Annotated in this window: 15 protein-coding genes; 5 read left to right on the forward strand and 10 right to left on the reverse strand. The window is 65.3% G+C overall.

Annotated features, from left to right (window positions below):
* Positions 1–139: 139 nt before the first annotated feature.
* Complete coding sequence (locus tag ACGFWI_RS15635; RefSeq protein WP_393906473.1) at positions 140–2,332, reverse strand: AAA family ATPase; 2,193 nt, start codon at positions 2,330–2,332, stop codon at positions 140–142.
* Positions 2,333–2,839: 507 nt separating this feature from the next.
* On the opposite strand from ACGFWI_RS15635, the gene ACGFWI_RS15640 reads away from it, so the two are divergent.
* Complete coding sequence (locus ACGFWI_RS15640; RefSeq protein ID WP_326744800.1) at positions 2,840–2,992, forward strand: hypothetical protein; 153 nt, start codon at positions 2,840–2,842, stop codon at positions 2,990–2,992.
* A 182-nt stretch (positions 2,993–3,174) separates the two neighbouring features.
* Here ACGFWI_RS15640 and ACGFWI_RS15645 read toward each other — a convergent pair whose 3' ends face one another.
* The 4 genes from ACGFWI_RS15645 to ACGFWI_RS15660 all read right to left on the reverse strand — a co-directional run bounded on the left by ACGFWI_RS15645 (position 3,175) and on the right by ACGFWI_RS15660 (position 6,076).
* On the reverse strand, positions 3,175–3,636 hold the full coding sequence (locus ACGFWI_RS15645; RefSeq protein ID WP_393906474.1) for a GNAT family N-acetyltransferase: 462 nt from the start codon (positions 3,634–3,636) through the stop codon (positions 3,175–3,177).
* Positions 3,637–4,682: 1,046 nt separating this feature from the next.
* Positions 4,683–4,958, reverse strand: a complete 276-nt coding sequence (locus ACGFWI_RS15650; RefSeq protein WP_393906475.1) for a hypothetical protein — start codon at positions 4,956–4,958, stop codon at positions 4,683–4,685.
* Positions 4,959–5,444: 486 nt separating this feature from the next.
* Positions 5,445–5,783, reverse strand: coding sequence for a hypothetical protein (locus tag ACGFWI_RS15655; RefSeq protein WP_393906476.1), 339 nt, complete (start codon positions 5,781–5,783; stop codon positions 5,445–5,447).
* The gene (locus ACGFWI_RS15660) at positions 5,780–6,076 is read right to left on the reverse strand and encodes a hypothetical protein (protein ID WP_393906477.1); all 297 of its coding nucleotides are present in this window, start codon (positions 6,074–6,076) and stop codon (positions 5,780–5,782) included. The genes ACGFWI_RS15655 and ACGFWI_RS15660 overlap by 4 nt, the downstream gene beginning before the upstream one ends.
* 272 nt (positions 6,077–6,348) lie before the next feature.
* Here ACGFWI_RS15660 and ACGFWI_RS15665 point away from each other — a divergent pair, with 272 nt between their 5' ends.
* Entirely contained in the window at positions 6,349–7,686 is a 1,338-nt protein-coding gene (locus ACGFWI_RS15665) for a sporulation protein (protein WP_393906478.1), read from the forward strand.
* A gap of 6 nt (positions 7,687–7,692) precedes the next feature.
* Here ACGFWI_RS15665 and ACGFWI_RS15670 read toward each other — a convergent pair whose 3' ends face one another.
* The gene (locus tag ACGFWI_RS15670) at positions 7,693–8,613 is read right to left on the reverse strand and encodes a phosphotransferase enzyme family protein (protein WP_393906479.1); all 921 of its coding nucleotides are present in this window, start codon (positions 8,611–8,613) and stop codon (positions 7,693–7,695) included.
* 364 nt (positions 8,614–8,977) lie between these two features.
* On the opposite strand from ACGFWI_RS15670, the gene ACGFWI_RS15675 reads away from it, so the two are divergent.
* From ACGFWI_RS15675 to ACGFWI_RS15685, 3 genes are all read left to right on the forward strand, one after another.
* Complete coding sequence (locus tag ACGFWI_RS15675; RefSeq protein WP_393906531.1) at positions 8,978–9,625, forward strand: hypothetical protein; 648 nt, start codon at positions 8,978–8,980, stop codon at positions 9,623–9,625.
* Positions 9,626–9,685: 60 nt separating this feature from the next.
* Complete coding sequence (locus ACGFWI_RS15680; protein ID WP_393906480.1) at positions 9,686–10,183, forward strand: DUF4291 domain-containing protein; 498 nt, start codon at positions 9,686–9,688, stop codon at positions 10,181–10,183.
* Positions 10,184–10,397: 214 nt separating this feature from the next.
* Positions 10,398–11,825, forward strand: coding sequence for an alkaline phosphatase family protein (locus ACGFWI_RS15685; protein ID WP_393906481.1), 1,428 nt, complete (start codon positions 10,398–10,400; stop codon positions 11,823–11,825).
* A 113-nt stretch (positions 11,826–11,938) separates the two neighbouring features.
* On the opposite strand, the gene ccsB is transcribed toward ACGFWI_RS15685, so the two are convergent.
* Genes ccsB through ACGFWI_RS15705 form a run of 4 tightly spaced genes read right to left on the reverse strand, consistent with a single transcriptional unit; the run spans position 11,939 to position 16,225 of the window.
* On the reverse strand, positions 11,939–13,033 hold the full coding sequence (ccsB, locus tag ACGFWI_RS15690; protein WP_393906482.1) for a c-type cytochrome biogenesis protein CcsB: 1,095 nt from the start codon (positions 13,031–13,033) through the stop codon (positions 11,939–11,941).
* Entirely contained in the window at positions 13,030–14,841 is a 1,812-nt protein-coding gene (locus ACGFWI_RS15695; RefSeq protein WP_393906483.1) for a cytochrome c biogenesis protein ResB, read from the reverse strand. Before ACGFWI_RS15695 ends, ccsB begins: the two co-directional genes overlap by 4 nt.
* 3 nt (positions 14,842–14,844) lie before the next feature.
* Entirely contained in the window at positions 14,845–15,606 is a 762-nt protein-coding gene (locus ACGFWI_RS15700; RefSeq protein ID WP_393906484.1) for a cytochrome c biogenesis CcdA family protein, read from the reverse strand.
* Between the two features lie 4 nt (positions 15,607–15,610).
* Positions 15,611–16,225, reverse strand: a complete 615-nt coding sequence (locus ACGFWI_RS15705) for a TlpA family protein disulfide reductase (protein WP_393906485.1) — start codon at positions 16,223–16,225, stop codon at positions 15,611–15,613.
* Positions 16,226–16,273: the final 48 nt, after the last annotated feature.

Below are 16,273 nucleotides of genomic sequence, written 5' to 3' on the forward strand. Positions count from 1 at the left end.
GGGCAGGATCACAGCCTGCCCGAGTTGCCGGCCAGCGTACGGCCCCCTGATCATGCTCGACCCCAAACCGGGCAGGACACCGGCCAAACCCGCTCCGCCAACCTCTGTTTTGGATAGCGGCACTTTGGCCTATGGACTATCAGGAAACCAGGCGTTCCACGAGCTGCTTCATCTCGACGGGAATCTCACTAGGTTTCATCTCTTGCGAAATCTTAAGTGCGTCTTGACGCTTATTAAAGCGCAAGCTAAAGCGCTGGAAAAGCTTATCCAGGAGCTCATCCCCAGGAACGATCTCGGATTTCCTCTTCGCCCAGTCGACTTTCACCTCATCAGTGCACTCAGCTTTGATTGCATCAATTTCCTCGACGAGGGACGACAATTTCTCCCGCGCAGAGTGCAGCTGAGAAGTCAGCGCACTATTGAAATCTGCTTCTCCGCGAGAAAGCACAGGCCGCCTGTCAGGGATCACCGGCCGACAAACCCGCTTGAGGATCCTGCGTTCAACAGCCACGTCGAACAGCTCTTCGCAGATTTCATCTATAGCGGCGGAAATCTCTTCAGGTGTCGGGGTGCTCGCACCATTCGATTTTGAATAGATGAATCTAGCCAATGCGTCAGGGTGAATAAGATAATTTTCTAGCTCTCGACGCCGAAGAAGCTTTACCTCACTTACCCCATCAACTCGATTCTGCAGGTCTTCGAGGTCTGCCAAGTCTCGTTCGTCTCGATCCAAAACAAAGACAGTTCTTACATTTCTCTTCCTCAAAAAGGAAAGCGTAGCAGCAGTGGCGTAGTGCGTGAAGTTGCGAGCGCCACCAGTGGTAACGAACCCTAGTGATGCCTGCCCGAAGCTCACATTAAGCGTATCGGCGAATGTCCGCAAAAGCTGCTCGTCTGATGGCCCCTCCACAAAGACAAGCCGGTCGAACATAAAGAGAGAGCTGAGGCGGAGTCCTAGTTCCTCCGGAATCGCATCTTCAGCCCCAGTCACGTCCAGCCGCTGTACCGACGTTTCGTCACCCTTGCGAATCAGATAGACATTTTCAAGAGATCCGACGTCGAGGAAGTTAGTCGAGTGGGTGGTCAGGAAAATCTGTGAGTTTGAACTGATGTTTTTTAGGTACTGCATGAGAGCGGTCTCGAGAGCAGGGTGCAGGTGAACCTCAGGCTCTTCAACAAGAAGAATTTCTGGGCGCTCAAACTCGTAGTCGAGGATGAGTCTCAAGGCCTCCCGGATCCCTGAACCGTTGACTTGTACCAAGAATTCATCAACATCAAGTTCAGCAGACAAGTCTCCAGTACGGTTTGAGATAGCGTCGGAGCTAAAGGCATCAATTTGCACACCTAGCAAGCTCGAAACAACCGACTGAATTTCCCTTAGCACGTCACCCTGGCCCCGACTGGTCTTCAATTTCAAAATTCTGCTAGCTTCCACCTCCCCAATTGGCTTGCGCTGCTCGGAAAGATAATGGACATTCGTAGAAGCGATTTTTTGAACAAACCCAGTAACATAATCCGGCACATCGGTCGAGTCACCCGAAAATGTGGTAAGTGGGTGAGAAATCTCGGCCGCTGTTACCAGTTGACGTTGTTGGTCCAGTGATGCAATGCGATCCTCGCACCGAGCAACGAAATCTCCATGGTCGGAAGCATCGAGGATCATTTTAGAGATCTTTCGGAGGTCAGTGGTTCTTGCGATTCCCGGACCCAGAAAGCTGCGGAGGAAACTAGTATTACTTACCGATCTGTCCGAGACCATGCGCCAATCCTCAGCGTCAATTCGCTCAGTAAGTCGCTTCAAAGCTTGGATATCTTGGGTGTATTCCTTAGCCTTAGCGAAGTTATTTGCAATATCTGTTGCACTTGCCGGACTCATGGCAAAGATAACAGTCCCACTTGGGTCACCTTGCCCACCGAAAGAAATTCGGGAAATGTAGCCGACATTCATTTTCTGGCGAATGAAATTGAGCTCGACCGTAACTAGGGCTTCCCGGCGTTCGCGCGCCAACGCATTACGTACTTGCGGCGCCTCCTCGGCAATGGCTTCAGTCAGAGTTTGCATTTCGGCGCTAGATAGTTCGAGTGTGAGAATAATGCTGATCGGTTGAGACGCATCTTTGGAATACCAATCCGTCAAACGGTGAAGAGACGGAGAGATGGTGGCAACGGCCCCACTCGATTGAAAGAATTGAAAGAACAGCTCGATGGCAGAAAGCAAATTGGACTTCCCCGAATTATTCTTTCCGATCAATACATTCAGCTCCCCGCAGTCGTCCAGAGCTGCATCGCGCAGGCTACGGAATCGCACGCCCTGAACATCTGCCACTCGCATCTAAACCACTCCATATCGGTCGACTCCAGATAGGCTAGCGTTTATCGGCTTACCCGTCTGGCGTCTTGCCATTTCGTCAGCAGTTATGGGCTATTTGCATGTAAAAGCCCGAAAAGTCCGCGCGCACAGCAGGAGCATGAGACCAAAATGCAGCAGCAGCTCCCTCCCTTACTGCGGTCTGCACCAGATGAGCACCAGAATGAGCGTTCAACCACGGTGAAGACCAGCATGAAGTGACAGGGCAGACGAGACGCCGGCGGCCCCGCTCCGCAGGTCAGGAACCCGGGGCGTCCGTCGCACACGCTGATTCCCAAGCTCAGGGCCTACAGTGCTGCCAGCCGTGAGAAGGGAAGGGCTGTGAGCCGATCATGGTGGTTGATGCAGGGCGACGTGCACGTTGGCACCCTTGCGCTCGACCAGGTAGCCCAGCCGTGGTTTGAATGTCGCTTCAGGCCGACTTCCGCTTGGGAGCCTTTGCGACCCACCGTGGAAGCATGGACCAGAGCCGTGGAGAGCGACGATAGCGACGAGGACGAGATCATCAGGGCCCTGGAAGCTGTCGATGCTCTCAAGCTGGCCCTGGTCTCGGTCCCCGACTCTGAGACGATCGAAGACTTCCTCATCCACGTCGAAGGCGACACCGCGCGCTTCCGCCACTGATGGCCCCGAGTCCTCCCTCGATGTCCCCCACGGCTGACATCACCAGATGACATCAACGTCGGCAGACGACAGCGGTGCGAGGCAGTCAAGTACCGACCCGATGCCGCCTAGTTGGACCACATCTCGCAGGCCGTGCGGAGCGCGGCTCGAACTCCTAATGCGGTGGTCGATCACCGCATGAATCAGATGACGGCCCGGCGATAGACCTGCCGTGAACCGCCCTCCGGGCCCGGATCGGCGGCCTCGGCCGGACTGAAACCTAGGTGCTCGTAGAAGGGGCGTGCACCGCTGGCGGATGCGCCTGGGTGGTCGACCCCGAAGGTAACCACCTCAATGCTGCCTGGGCCCTGCACGAATCTACGTGTCGCATCCGCCATCAATGCACGGCCGATACCCTTCCCGCGTTCCTTCTCCGATACGACGAGCCAGTGGACGTGGTAGGCCGGAGCCTTGCCGCCAAAGAGCAGGCCGCCGAGGACGTCCGAGCCCCGGACGGCAACGAGCGCCGTGGACCGGCGAATGTGTTGGTCCACAGCGTTACGGAATCCGGGACTCTCAACCATCGGACCGAACCAGTTCTCGACCTGAGACGCCAACCTCAGGATGCCGGGGAAGTCCTGCTCTCGCGCGAGTCTGACGATCACCCGATGAGTCTGACAGGCGTGGCAAACGTTGCCTGATGCTGCACTAGCAGGCGAATCACAACGTTGTTGCCATTCCAGCTAATTCGCCCCTCAACCAACCTAGGTGTCCTACCGTGAGCATTGCGTATCGCAAGCAGGGGGGACATGAGTACTCCGCAACCGCCACGGAAACTGCCGCGCCCGGATGAAGTGCTCGCCTTCCATAACGGCGACACACTTGAGAACATCCCCGTCATTCGGGACGACGCTCCACCTCGGCCCTTCCCTTGGAAAGCCACGATGGCCGGGGCAGTCGTGGCGATCACCATTGGGTTTTGCGCCGCCCTGCTCCTGCGTCCAGCGGCGAGCGGTCGCGGCGTCGGTGTCGAAGCACGCCCCCGAAGCACGCCCAGCGCTACAGGAACCGCGCACGTGAAGGACGTGGTCTCCTCCCCCTCCGTGACGCCACCCTCTACAGCGAGCACGCCCCCATCACCCTCGGCGAGCAAAGCACCGTCATGCCTTCGGGTGACGTACAAGATGCCCAGCGGTCCCGCCGGCTGTGAGTCGAAGGCGGATATCTGCACTCCAGGGGCACCCTGGCACCTGGCTAACATTGAGGCGCTGTGCGGGGGGCCCACCCCTCTCCAACCCATTCACATCATCTCGGAGCCAGCCACCGGGGGAGATCCCAGCTCCAGCTACTGCCTCGCCTGGACGGGTAGTAGCGAGGGCACGGGAAAAGACGCCGCCCTCCTCATGAACGCACCGGGCTATCGGTGCGGGGCCGATCTGGTCGGCGTGGACGGGCAGGTGATCCAAGCAGACGGCAGGTCCATCTTCTATGACAGCCCCCCGGACTGCGCGGAGTCGTACCCGGACACGAGGATGACTTACCCGGCCGTCCTGGACTTCCCGAACGATGGCGGAGCGCGCCCCCCTCAGTACGTCTGCGTCGTGGCAAGTGCAGGCGCCTGAGCAAGGGCCTGGATCCTGCAAGCAACGATTACCCGGGCGGCTCATGTCAACCTGCGTGCATCGATCGATTGCCCTCAACTGACCTCTCGTCAACCGGCCGTAGCCACACGGGCCCGCGTCGCAACCTCGCGCGCAGCCGCCGCCGACAGCTCCAGTCGTACGACCCCCGAACCGTCCGCGGCCACGGCAGCACGCAGCTTGGTTCCTGTCGCCTCCACACTCGCCGCTACCAGCGCGTCGCCCAGCTCTGCCGCCGCCTGCGTCGCGTCTCGCCAGCCGGCCAGGTAGTCCACCCCGCGTACCCACAGGACCGCGTCAGGGTCCAGGTCCTCACCGTCGAATCCGTCGTCCCCGATGCCATCCATTCTCTCAAGTCCCTTTCCCCGTAGGCTGGCTGAACACTGTCCTTGCCGGGCCACGCCGTATGAGGACACGACGAGGGCCCCGGTACCATCGGCACCGGGGTTCGTGATCGTTTGGGAGCGATCCCCTGTCGGACCACCCCGCGCCTGCCAGGGTTTGAGGGGTGGTCCGGCGTCATGTCTGCGGTTGTTGTGCGTGACGCCTCTGGCCGGTCGCAGGCCGGCAGAGGTCAGAAACGTTGTCGGCCGCCGGGGTACTGAATCGGCTTGCGGCAGTCCGGCGCATCGCCAGGCACAGGCTCTTGGTCGAGCGCATGGCAGAGCGCAGCATGGACCCGTTCCGCCTCAGCCGCAGCGAAGCAGTGGCGACCGGGTCCCCATGGAGGGTGATCTGGAGCGTCAGCGCCATCCCTCCATCCGGTTCACGGCTCACGGATTTGCTCGCTACCGGTGCGAGTTCCCACCCCTGTGCCTCGTGCGCTGTCCGGCTCATCCGTTTGTCCCGTTGGCAGATGTCGGCGGCTTGTCAGGCTCGGCCTCCTCGCCATCGGGTGAGGGCAGCCGTCCACCCCTGCTCTCAGCAACCGTCAACGCATCCCGGAGTGCCTCACACAACCGGGCACTCAGGAATCGGAGTTCCAGGGCGTTGGCCTTCTGGTTTTCGAGCATCTTCGCCGCGTGGTCGAGCAGCTCGGCGCCCGTTTGGAGCTGGACCTCTTCCATTTCGTCGGCGAGCTGTGAGAGAGGGCTATTGCCGTCGTCGGTGGCCAGGTAGGAGCGCTGACCGGCCGGGCCCGGCCAGGGGAGCAGACGCGGTTGGGCGCTCACAATGTCACCGCCATCCACTGAGAGGCACACATCGAGCCGGCGCAGCGGGCAGACTCCGCCCGGCGCTGCATCTGCTGCTCGTAGGCGACGAGATAGGGGCGGACGAGCTGAACGTCCTCGCCGCGGATCGGACCCCAGACGTACGGGTCAGGGACCCACGGCACGCTCAGGCTCATCGTCGGCATGTCCGCGCAGCCCACGGCCGGGCTCGTTCCCGCCGCGCGGTGGTGCCCCGGAGCGGGCAGTAAGGCTTTCAGCAGCAACTCGAAAAACCTGCCGATATGGTTCCGCATGTCGACCTGCTTCCATCAGGTTGGCCATGCCCCGGGGTGCCGTCACGCACCGCCGGGGTGTCTTGTCTCGACAGTCAACGACCGTCTTTGGCCAAGAGGCAGCGTTCATACGGGGGTTCATGTGCACACGAGGGGCTCAAGATTTCGCTCCAAGGGGGTTCGCGATGAACCCCCTTGGCCAAATCTCGTGTGACACGATGAACACTTGACGTGACGCCGGGGGGTGTCAGCAGAACGTGAGCAGAGAACCGAACCGCAAGTTGGCCGCAGTCATGGCGGAGGCCGGAGCCTCGAACAAGGGACTGGCCAAACGAGTCCGTGAGGTCGCGCAGCGGCACGGCGAACACCTCGGGACAACCCACGTCGCCGTTCAGCGATGGTTGGACGGGAGCGGAATCCAGCGGCAGTCAGCCGTGTTCGTCGCCGAGGCACTGAGCGACAAGTTACGGCGGAGGGTCACGCCGCAAGATCTGGGATTCCCCGGTGCTGCGCAGGTTCCCGCTCCCGCGGTCAGCATGGGCTACGCCGGCTCGCTGGCCGAGACGCTGAACGCCCTTGATGGCCTTACGCACCAGCGTCCAGAGAACGGCCCGTCGGACGAACCCCAGCTCCCGGACGCCGATGTGCACTCCGCCGCCCTCTCGTGGCTCGTCTCCCGCCCGGAAGGTGTGCCGACCGATGTTCCCGCCGCCCGTCGGGTCGGCATGCGTGACGTCGCCGCGGTCCGGACGGCAGCGGGGTTCTTCATGCAGCTGGACTTCCAGTTCGGCGGCGGACACGCGCACAAGGCGTTCCGGCATTACTTCCGGGAAGACGTGCTGCCTCTGCTGGGAGCCAGCTACAGCGCCAAGGTGGGCGAGGCGCTGTTCCAGGCCGCAACGGAGATGTCACAGCTACTTGCCTGGACCGCGTACGACAGCGGAAACCATGCCCTTGCCGACCGTTACATGCTCTCGACGCTGCGACTGACCCAGGTGGCGGGCGACCGCATGATGGGCGCACGCATTCTGGCCAATATGAGCCACCAGGCCAACTACCTGGGCCAGGTGCCCCGAGCTCTGACGCTGGCCCGCGCGTCGGTGGAAGGTGGCAAGGCCGCCTCCACACCCCGCGCGATGGCGCTGTTCTCCGCCCATGAGGCACGCGCCTTGTCCACCGCCCAGGACCAGAGGGGCGCTGCCCGCGCGATGACCGAGGCGGAGAAGTTCTTCGAGCGTGCTGACAGCGCAGACGATCCCGAATGGCTCTCCTACATGGACGAAGCCGAGCTGATCGGGGAGTTCTGCCACTGTTTCCGCGATCTCGGACAGGGCGCCGAAGCCGTCCGCTTCGCCGAACGCGCTGTCGAGCTCACTGACCCTAAATACGCCCGTACCCTCGGGTTCTGCCGCATGGTGCTCGCACAGAGTCAGCTGCTGAACGGAGACCTCGACGCTGCCGTGACGACCGCCGGTCTCGCCGTCGATGCCGGGGACGCACTGGATTCCGCTCGGTTCCAGCGGTATGTGGGCGACTTCCAACGCGAGGTGTCCGCGCACGGGACGCACCCTGCCGTTCAGCAGTTCAGCGGGCAGGTACGGGACGCCATGAACCGGCCGGGCGACGAGTAGCCGAGGTCACCCCGGATTCCAGTCGCGCGGCGCGTCCTCGTTCCGGAGCGAGGAGATCCGACGGGCGTACTCCGCAGCCGTCTCGGCGCTCTCGGACACGTTCTGCATGAGCCATGTCGTCATGTTGAATTCCTGCACTGCACGGAGGGTGGCGAAGCCCGACCACGTACGGAGATCCCGCCCGTAGGCGCCGACGAAGGCGCCGTACTGTTCCTTGGTCTGCCATCCCAGGCTGTGATGCTCGGTGGCGGTGACCATCAGGTCCCACTCGGGGTGATCGAAACTGAACCGCTCCAGATCGATCACGATCACCTGATCATTCCGGTCCATCATCAGGTTCTGCACGTGAGCGTCCCCGTGCACAGGGCCCCGCTCGGACTCGAACCGAAGATCCTCCACACGGTCCCGGAGCTCACGCGCGCGCTTCCGCAGGAACGCGCGGTCATCCTCCGGTATGTCGACTGCCGCGTTGATCCGTCGGTCGGTCCGGTCCAGGACCGGGTACGCAGGCAGGTTCAGCGTGTCCGGCAGGCTGAGCGAGTGCAGATCCCGGAGGACGGCGCCCAGCTCTCCGTACGTTGCCTTACGGGCACCCTCCTCGATCAGGTGCCAGAACGTCACCGGATGGCCGTCGACGACCAAGGGCTGCTCCAGGTCATCGACCACGCGCGTAACGGGGAAGCCCTCACGCGACAGCCAGCGCGACACCTGAACCTCACCCCGGGCCGAGTGCAGGTATTCCGTCGAACGGGCGATCCGCACCACCACAGGATGGGCAGTCAGCCGGAACAGCGCGTTCTCTCCCAAGCGGATCAGGCGCGCTCCGTCACCGTCGAGCCCCGCCTGTCGACACGCCGCGGCCAACACCTGTGTAGCGGTGGCCGACGTGAACCCCTCTCCTGTACTCCGCTCAGCATCAGACGGCATGCCCGTATCCACTCCCTCAATACCGCCAACCCGGTAGCGCAGACCGCCGAGGCATGCAGCGGCCGGCAACAGACATCAAGGCGACCGTACCCACGGGTGGTGGCCGCAGACGGGACCGGGGCATGTCGAGCGACCGTTCTCGGGGCCAACACGCACCCAGTCACCAGCCGTAGGCCCTGACCTGCCGGTATGCGACCCGGAAAAAGGACTATGAACAATGCTTGACAGGATCATCAAGCCGCGTTCACAGCCTGTAAGGAAGCGTGCCTGAACGCAGGTACGCAGCAACTCCGTTGGGCAAGCCTGCCGAAGCGTGGATCATGGGGCCGTGGCGAAGTCAACGAAGAAGATAGCCCCGGACGAGATGCCAGATCTTGAGCCAAAGCTCTCCGCCTACCAACAGGCGATGCGGGAACGGCTCCTCGCAGCCCCCGTTGTGCCTGCACCCGAACCCTGGCAATCCGTTGCCCTTGTCCCCGTCGGCGGGCTCCTCGGAATCGGCTTCGCGTCGCATCCCGAGGACCGCCGCGATCTGGTGATGGTCGTCTCACGCGACGGTCACGGCCTCTTCGACGCCGTCACTGGGGAGAAGATCGCCAGGGACCGCGAACCCGACCCCGCGGACGAGACTCCCGACAGCATGCCGGACTTGTCCTGCCCCGGCCTGGGGCCGATCACCGGAAGCCGGGTACACATAGCGGGGCTCTTCGGCGGAGGGCTCCACACCACCACCGCAGACGGTTGGTATCTGGAGGTCGTCACCCCGGCGTGGCCGAATGATCGGGTCCTGCTCTCCCGTGACGGCGGGCTGCCTCACTCCGGTCCCCACGACGAGCGGTGGTGGCACATCTTCCACTCGAACTACTCCGAATTCCGGGCAGCCGGCTTCTCGCCCTCCGGGCAGACCATCGCCGTCGCGACGAGCAGCGACATTTCACTGTGGACACGCAAGACGGGTCAAGGTCACTCCAGCCGCGCCGAGCACTCTGCTCACCGCACAGACCCGGCTTGAGAAGCGTGCACAGGGTGACGGCGACGCCGAGCTTATAAAACGAGGGGACGGTCACTCGCAGTGCGCATCAGATCCAGAAAGGACTACGAACACTGCTTGACATGGATCAAGCCGTCCTTCCTATGGATGATGTACCGCTGCGGCTGGGGCGCCAAGGCCGACCAGGAGACCGTGCTGGCGATCGAGATCGAGCGGGCCGGGTTCGACTGGGCGTTGGGGCATGCCTGTCTGTCGCACTACGACCGGGACGAGCACCCCGACCGCGACGCCTGGCAGCGGCAGTTGAAGGGGGCGCCGGCGCGGGTGCAGTGGGATCCGGAGCGGGATCTGGGGCTGCGGCCGCTGGCGTACCGGTCGTTGCAGTTGGGCCTGTCGGGTGAGGCGTCGCGGCGGTACGCGGACGAGTGGACGGTGGCCATCACGGATGTCACCCCGCTGGCCCATGAGATCCGTGCGCTGGTGCGTTTTGGGGACACCGCGGCGGCCGCCGCGCTGCTGCCCGAGGAGCGGCCCTACCCGGCACCCGGGGGAACTCCGGGGCTCGGCCGCGTGTCCTGAGGCGCCTTCACAAACGCGTAATTCCGGCCACCGCGCGGTCCGCCGGGCACTGGTTCGTGTGGCGTACGGGACGTAGCGTCCCCCGGCCAACTCTCGATCGTTCACAGCCAATTGATGCATCGTTCAGCAACCTCCCCCTGCCCGGGAAACTCGGCCGCCGCCACAGTCAAGTCGGCCCACTGAGGGCTCACGCGACTCAGGGAGAGTGGCACATATGCCCGACATGACCCGACGCAGACTTCTCGGCTCCGCGGCCGGCGCGGTCGGCGGCGCCGCCGCGCTGTCGCTGCTGCCGCCCAGCGTGCAAAAGGCCGTCGCCGCCGGACCCGCGCGTCACGGCTCGCTGCACGACGTCGAGCACGTCGTGATGCTGATGCAGGAGAACCGGTCGTTCGACCACTACTTCGGCACTCTGCGCGGCGTCCGGGGCTTCGCCGACCCGGACGCGCTGACGCTGCCGGACGGCCGGTCCGTCTTCCACCAGCCGGACGCGCAGAACCCGGACGGCTATCTGCTGCCGTTCCGCCTCAACACGCACACCACCAGCGCCCAGGCCATCCCCTCCACCAGCCATGCCTGGTCCGTGCAGCACGAGGCGTGGAACGGCGGCACGATGGACCGCTGGCTGCCCGCGCACCGCAAGGCCGACGGCATCAACGGTCCGTACGTCATGGGCTATCACACCCGCGCGGACATCCCCTTCCAGTTCGCCCTCGCCGAGGCCTTCACCCTCTGCGACAACTACTTCTGCTCGGTCTTCGGCCCGACCTGGCCCAACCGGCTGTACTGGATGACCGGCACCCTCGACCCGGGCGGCACACAGGGCGGTCCGGTGCTGAACAACACCGCGCCCAAGCCGTACCGCTGGACGACCTACGCCGAGCGACTGGAGGCGGCCGGCATCAGCTGGAAGGTCTACCAGGAGGAGGACGACTACGGCTGCAACCTCCTGGAGCAGTTCCAGACGTTCCGGGACGCCCAGCCCGGCCAGTCGCTCTACGAGCGCGGGATGCGGCCGCAGCCGGCCGGCACCTTCGAGGACGACGCCCGCAACGACCGGCTGCCGGCCGTCTCCTGGCTGATCCCCACCAGCCACCAGTCCGAGCACCCGGACTATCTGCCGGCCGCGGGCGCCGACTACGTCGCCCAGAAGATCGAGGCGATCGCGTCCAACCCGAGGGTGTGGGCCAAGACCGTCTTCATCCTCAATTACGACGAGAACGACGGCCTCTTCGACCATGTGCCGCCGCCGGTGCCGCCCCCGGGGACGAAGGACGAGTTCGTCCGGGGCCTGCCGATCGGCGGCGGCTTCCGGGTGCCGTGTCTGATCATCTCGCCGTGGACGGTGGGCGGCTGGGCCGCCGGCGACCCCTTCGACCACACCTCGGTGCTGCAGTTCCTGGAGCGCTGGACGGGTGTGGCGGAGCCCAACATCAGCGACTGGCGACGGGACGCCTTCGGCGATCTGACCTCCGCATTCGGCTTCGGCCACCGGGCGCACCGCCCGCCGCGGCTGCCCCGCGACACCGCCGAGCAGCTGGTCGAGGCGCAGTGGGAGGTGGCGCATCTGCCGAAGCCGACGCTGCCGGGCGCGGGGCAGCAGCCGCCGCGTCAGGAGCGCGGCCGGCGCAGGCGGCGGTAGGGCAGCCTTTGCGGCCCCGCCCCGGGGCCTGCCGCCTCTCCCCCTGAAACGACGGTGCCGTACGGGCCGGCCTCGCGAGGAGGCGTCCCGTACGGCACCGCGGGGTGTGCGGGTCAGACTCCCGCGTAGGAGTGCAGACCCGTCACGAAGATGTTCACGCCGTAGTAGTTGAACAGGTAGCAGGCGAACCCGATCAGGCCCAGGTAGGCGGCCTTGCGGCCCTTCCAGCCGGCCGTGGCGCGGGCGTGCAGATAGCAGGCGTAGGCGACCCAGGTGATGAAGGCCCAGACCTCCTTGGGGTCCCAGCCCCAGTAGCGGCCCCACGCGGCCTCGGCCCAGATGGCGCCGGCGATGATGGTGAACGTCCACAGCGGGAAGACGGTGGCGTTGACGCGGTAGGCGAACTTGTCCAGCGAGGCGGCGGAGGGCAGCCGGTCCAGTACGGACGAGGCGAACGCGCCGGGCTGCTTGCCCGCCGGGTCGGCGAGCTTGGCCTCGTAGGAGTCGCGGAAGAGGAAGAGCAGCGTGGAGACGGCGCCGAGGTAGAGGGCCGCGCCGGAGATGATCGCGCAGCTGACGTGGATCCACAGCCAGTACGAGTGCAGCGCGGGCACCAGCTGGTCACTGGCGGTGTAGAGCACCGAGACGGCCAGCCCGAGGTCGAGCAGGACAGTGGTGACCAGGGGCAGCCCGATCCAGCGGACCTTCTTCTTGCCTGCGAGCAGCAGCAGGTAGAGGCCGACCGCGACCGCGGCGAAGGTCGTGGAGAACTCGTACATGTTGCCCCAGGGGGCACGCTGGACGGACAGGGCGCGGGTGAGGACGCCGCCCACGTGCAGCGCCCAGGCCAGGACGGTCAGCGAGATGGCGATCCGCCCGTAGAGGTCGCCCTTCTCGGTGTCGCCGGCGGCGCCCGGCCCGTCGGGGACATCGCGGCTGCCGGTGACGGACTTGGTGACGACCGTGGGCCGTTCCAGCACGGCCGTTCCGGTGGATCCTGCGCCTGCTCCGGACTGCACGGACACCGTCACGGGCGCCTTGGCCCGGGCGGTCAGGGCGGCGGCGGTGCGGCCGACCTTGCTGCGGCTGCCGAACACCCACTCGGCCATGTGCGCGAGGAAGGCGAGCGTATAGACCGCCATCGCGGAATAGACCAGCAGGTTGCTGTTGTGCGCCAGTGTCTCGTTGGCTGCGGCCGCGATGTTCACGCGCGCGCTCCTTCGGAGGGGTCAGCAGGTCCGTCAGAGTCGGTGGGCTCCGCGGGGTCTTCGGTGTCGGGGGCGGTGGCCGGGGCGGGCGGGGCATCGGGGCACAGCTCCCCGGCGAGACCGGCGAGTTCCTCCGGCAGCCGGGCCGACTCGCTGCGGCCGAGAGCGGCCATCTCGACGACGGTGACGCCGGCGCCGTTCTCCTCGGCCCGCTCCGCCCGGACCCAGACCCGGCGGCGCTGGATGAACAGCGATCCGGCCAGGCCCAGCAGCGCGGTGACCGCGCCGGTCAGCGCCAGGCCGTTGCCGGGCTGGTGGGAGACCTTGAAGCTGGCCCAGCCCTTGACGCCGTCGAAGGTGATCGAGCCCTCGCCGTTCGGCAGCTTCATCGTCGTCTGCTCTTCGGCGGCGCGTACGGCCGCCTTGTTCTTGGAGCCCGCGTGCCGCTCCACGCGGTCCTTGGGCAGCAGCATCTTCTTGAGGATGCCGCCCTTGCCGTCCTGGTACTTCTTGAGGCGCTTGGTGTCGAGCTTGTAGACGCTCTGCGGCAGGCCGGAGTCCAGGCCCAGATCACCGTGGTACGCGTTCACCGAGAGCACGGGGAAGTCCAGCGCCGGGAACTGCGAGAACATCGAGCCGGTGCCGCGGCCGCCGAACGTCGGGACGAACATGGCCTGGAAGCCGAGCTGGTTGCGCTTGCCGTCCTTGGTCTGCGCCCCGGGTACCTTCACCACACCGGTCGAGGTGAGGTTCTTCGGGTCCGCGGGCAGGAAGGCCGTCGCGCCGTGGTAGACGGTCTTGCCGCGGCCGTCCTTGACGGTGACGACGGGCGAGTAGCCGTGCGAGAGCAGGTAGACCCTGTTGCCGGCGATGTCGAGGGGCTTGTTCACCTCGATCGCGGTCTTGTGCTGCTTGCCGTCCGCGCCCAGGTAGTAGGAGATCTGCGCCCGGTAGGTGCGCGGGGTGCCCCGCTGGGGTCCGGTCCGCTCGTACGTCGCGTCGAAACGGTCGAGCTTGAAGCCGAACGGCTCCATGTCGTCGGTGTCGTAGAACGGTCCCGACTTGAACTCGTCGTACTGCGTGAGGCTGTTGGCGAAGCCGTCGCCCTCGGTGACGAGCTTGTTGCCCTCGGACTTCCACAGGCCGCCGACGGCGAACGCCACCAGCATCACGATCAGCGCGACATGGAAGGCGAGGTTGCCGACCTCGCGCAGATAGCCCTTCTCGGCGGCGACCGCGGTGCCGGACCGGTGGGCGCGGAAGCGCCGCTTCTTCAGCAGCCGCCCCGCCGCGACGAGGACCTCTTCGGGTGCCGCGTCCGTGCGCCAGGTGGTGTACGCGGGCAGCCGGGTCAGCCGGCGCGGGGCGGCCGGCGGGCGGCCGCGGAGCTGTCCGACGAACTGCCAGCTGCGCGGCACGATGCAGCCGATCAGCGAGATGAACAGCAGCAGATAGATCGCCGAGAACCACACCGAGCTGTAGACGTGGAACATCCCGAGCTTGTCGTAGATGCCCGCGAGGGTGGAGTGGTCGGCCTTGAACTGGTCGACCTTGGTCGGGTCGACGCTGGTCTGCGGGATCAGCGAACCGGGGATCGCGCCGATCGACAGCAGGAAGAGCAGCAGCAGCGCCACCCGCATCGAGGTCAGCTGCCGCCAGAACCAGCGCACCCAGCCGAGGGGGCCGAGCGAGGGGAAGGTGATGTCTTCCGTGGGCGCGGTGGAGAGCTGGGATCCGGCCGCGCCGAGATCGCTGCCCGCGTCGGCCGCGGGGCCCGGGTCGCGGGGGGTGTCGGTCTTGGTGGACATCAATCAGATCCCAACGGTGGAGCTTTGCGTCCAGCTCTGGAGCTCGGACATCAGGCTGTCCCAGATGCCGGTGACGAGGAGGATGCCGAGGGCGACCATCATCCCGCCGCCGATCCGCATCACCCACAGATAGTGCCGTTTGACCCAGCCGAACGCGCCGAGCGCCCGGCGGAAGGCCAGCGCGACGACGATGAACGGCAGGCCCAGGCCCAGGCAGTACGCCACGGTGAGCAGGGCGCCGCGGCCGGCGCTGGCGTCGTAGTAGGCGAGGGTGCTGACGGCGGCGAAGGTGGGGCTCAGGCACGGCGTCCAGCCGACGCCGAAGAGCACCCCGAGCACCGGCGCGCCGGCCAGGCCCATGGCGGGCTTCATGTGGAAGCGCAGTTCGCGCTGTCCGAAGCGCTTCAGGACACCGGCGAACGCCAGCCCGAGCAGGATCATCAGTACGCCGAGGATGCGCGAGATGACGTCCTTGTACTCCTGCAGGTTCTTGCCGAAGAACCCGAAGAGCGCACCGCCGGAGACGAAGACGGCGGTGAAGCCGAGGACGAAGAGCGTGGCGCCGGCCAGCATCCGGCCGCGTCTGGCCTCGCCGAGGTCGCTGCCGGTGACGCCGGTGACGTACGACATATAGCCGGGTACCAGCGGCAGGACGCAGGGCGAGAAGAACGACAGGAGTCCGGCGACGAGCGCGATGGGGACGGCGGCGAGCAGGGTGCCGTTGAGGACGGTCTGGTTTTCCGCGGCGGCGGCGAGCGCGATCACGTGATCACTTCTCGGCGATCAGCGGGGCGACCATCTTGCGCAGATCGTCCTCGGCTAGCGGGCCGATCGAGCGGGCGGCGATCTTGCCGTGCCGGTCGATGGCGATCGTGGAGGGGATGGACTGCGGGTTGAGGCTGCCCTTGGGGAAGCGCAGCATCAGCCGTCCGGTCGGGTCGAACAGGCTCGGGTAGGGCACCTTGTGCTCTTCCTCGAAGCTGGTGGCCTGCGACTTCTCGGAGTCGCGGGTGTTGATCCCGACGAACTGGACGCCCTTGGCCTTGGTCTCGTTCGCGACCTTGGCGAAGTTCGGTGCCTCGGCGATGCAGGGGCCGCACCATGATCCCCAGACGTTGAGGATGACGACCTTGCCCTTGTAGTCGGCGACGTCCAGTTTCTTGCCGGTGGTGGTCTCACCGGCAAGATCGGGTGCCGGCTGCCGCTCGTCCTTCTTGACGGTGTCGATGCCGTTCTTGCCCTGGACGAACCGGGTCTGGGACGAGCCGCCGGAGGCGCCGTCGCCGCAGGCGCTGAGCGTCAGCGACGCGACCGCCGCCCCTGCGGCGAGCAGGGTGATGCGGCGGCGGCTCGTGAGGCGGCGTGGGGCGCGGCAGGCACTCATGTGAAAAGTTTCGCATGGGCCAATTCCGGATCTTCCGCGCCCCCCTCC

The organism is Streptomyces sp. NPDC048434 (assembly GCF_043200375.1).
Classification (GTDB): Bacteria; Actinomycetota; Actinomycetes; order Streptomycetales; family Streptomycetaceae; genus Streptomyces.

Bases quoted from the DNA above. Each gene is read 5' to 3' on its own strand.
- ACGFWI_RS15685 (WP_393906481.1), top strand. From the start codon at position 10,398: ATGCCCGACATGACCCGACGCAGACTTCTCGGCTCCGCGGCCGGCGCG.
- ACGFWI_RS15695 (WP_393906483.1), bottom strand. From the start codon at position 14,841: ATGTCCACCAAGACCGACACCCCCCGCGACCCGGGCCCCGCGGCCGAC.
- ACGFWI_RS15660 (WP_393906477.1), bottom strand. From the start codon at position 6,076: ATGCGGAACCATATCGGCAGGTTTTTCGAGTTGCTGCTGAAAGCCTTA.
- ACGFWI_RS15650 (WP_393906475.1), bottom strand. From the start codon at position 4,958: ATGGATGGCATCGGGGACGACGGATTCGACGGTGAGGACCTGGACCCT.
- ACGFWI_RS15635 (WP_393906473.1), bottom strand. From the start codon at position 2,332: ATGCGAGTGGCAGATGTTCAGGGCGTGCGATTCCGTAGCCTGCGCGAT.
- ACGFWI_RS15670 (WP_393906479.1), bottom strand. From the start codon at position 8,613: ATGCCGTCTGATGCTGAGCGGAGTACAGGAGAGGGGTTCACGTCGGCC.
- ACGFWI_RS15665 (WP_393906478.1), top strand. From the start codon at position 6,349: ATGGCGGAGGCCGGAGCCTCGAACAAGGGACTGGCCAAACGAGTCCGT.
- ACGFWI_RS15675 (WP_393906531.1), top strand. From the start codon at position 8,978: ATGCCAGATCTTGAGCCAAAGCTCTCCGCCTACCAACAGGCGATGCGG.
- ACGFWI_RS15705 (WP_393906485.1), bottom strand. From the start codon at position 16,225: ATGAGTGCCTGCCGCGCCCCACGCCGCCTCACGAGCCGCCGCCGCATC.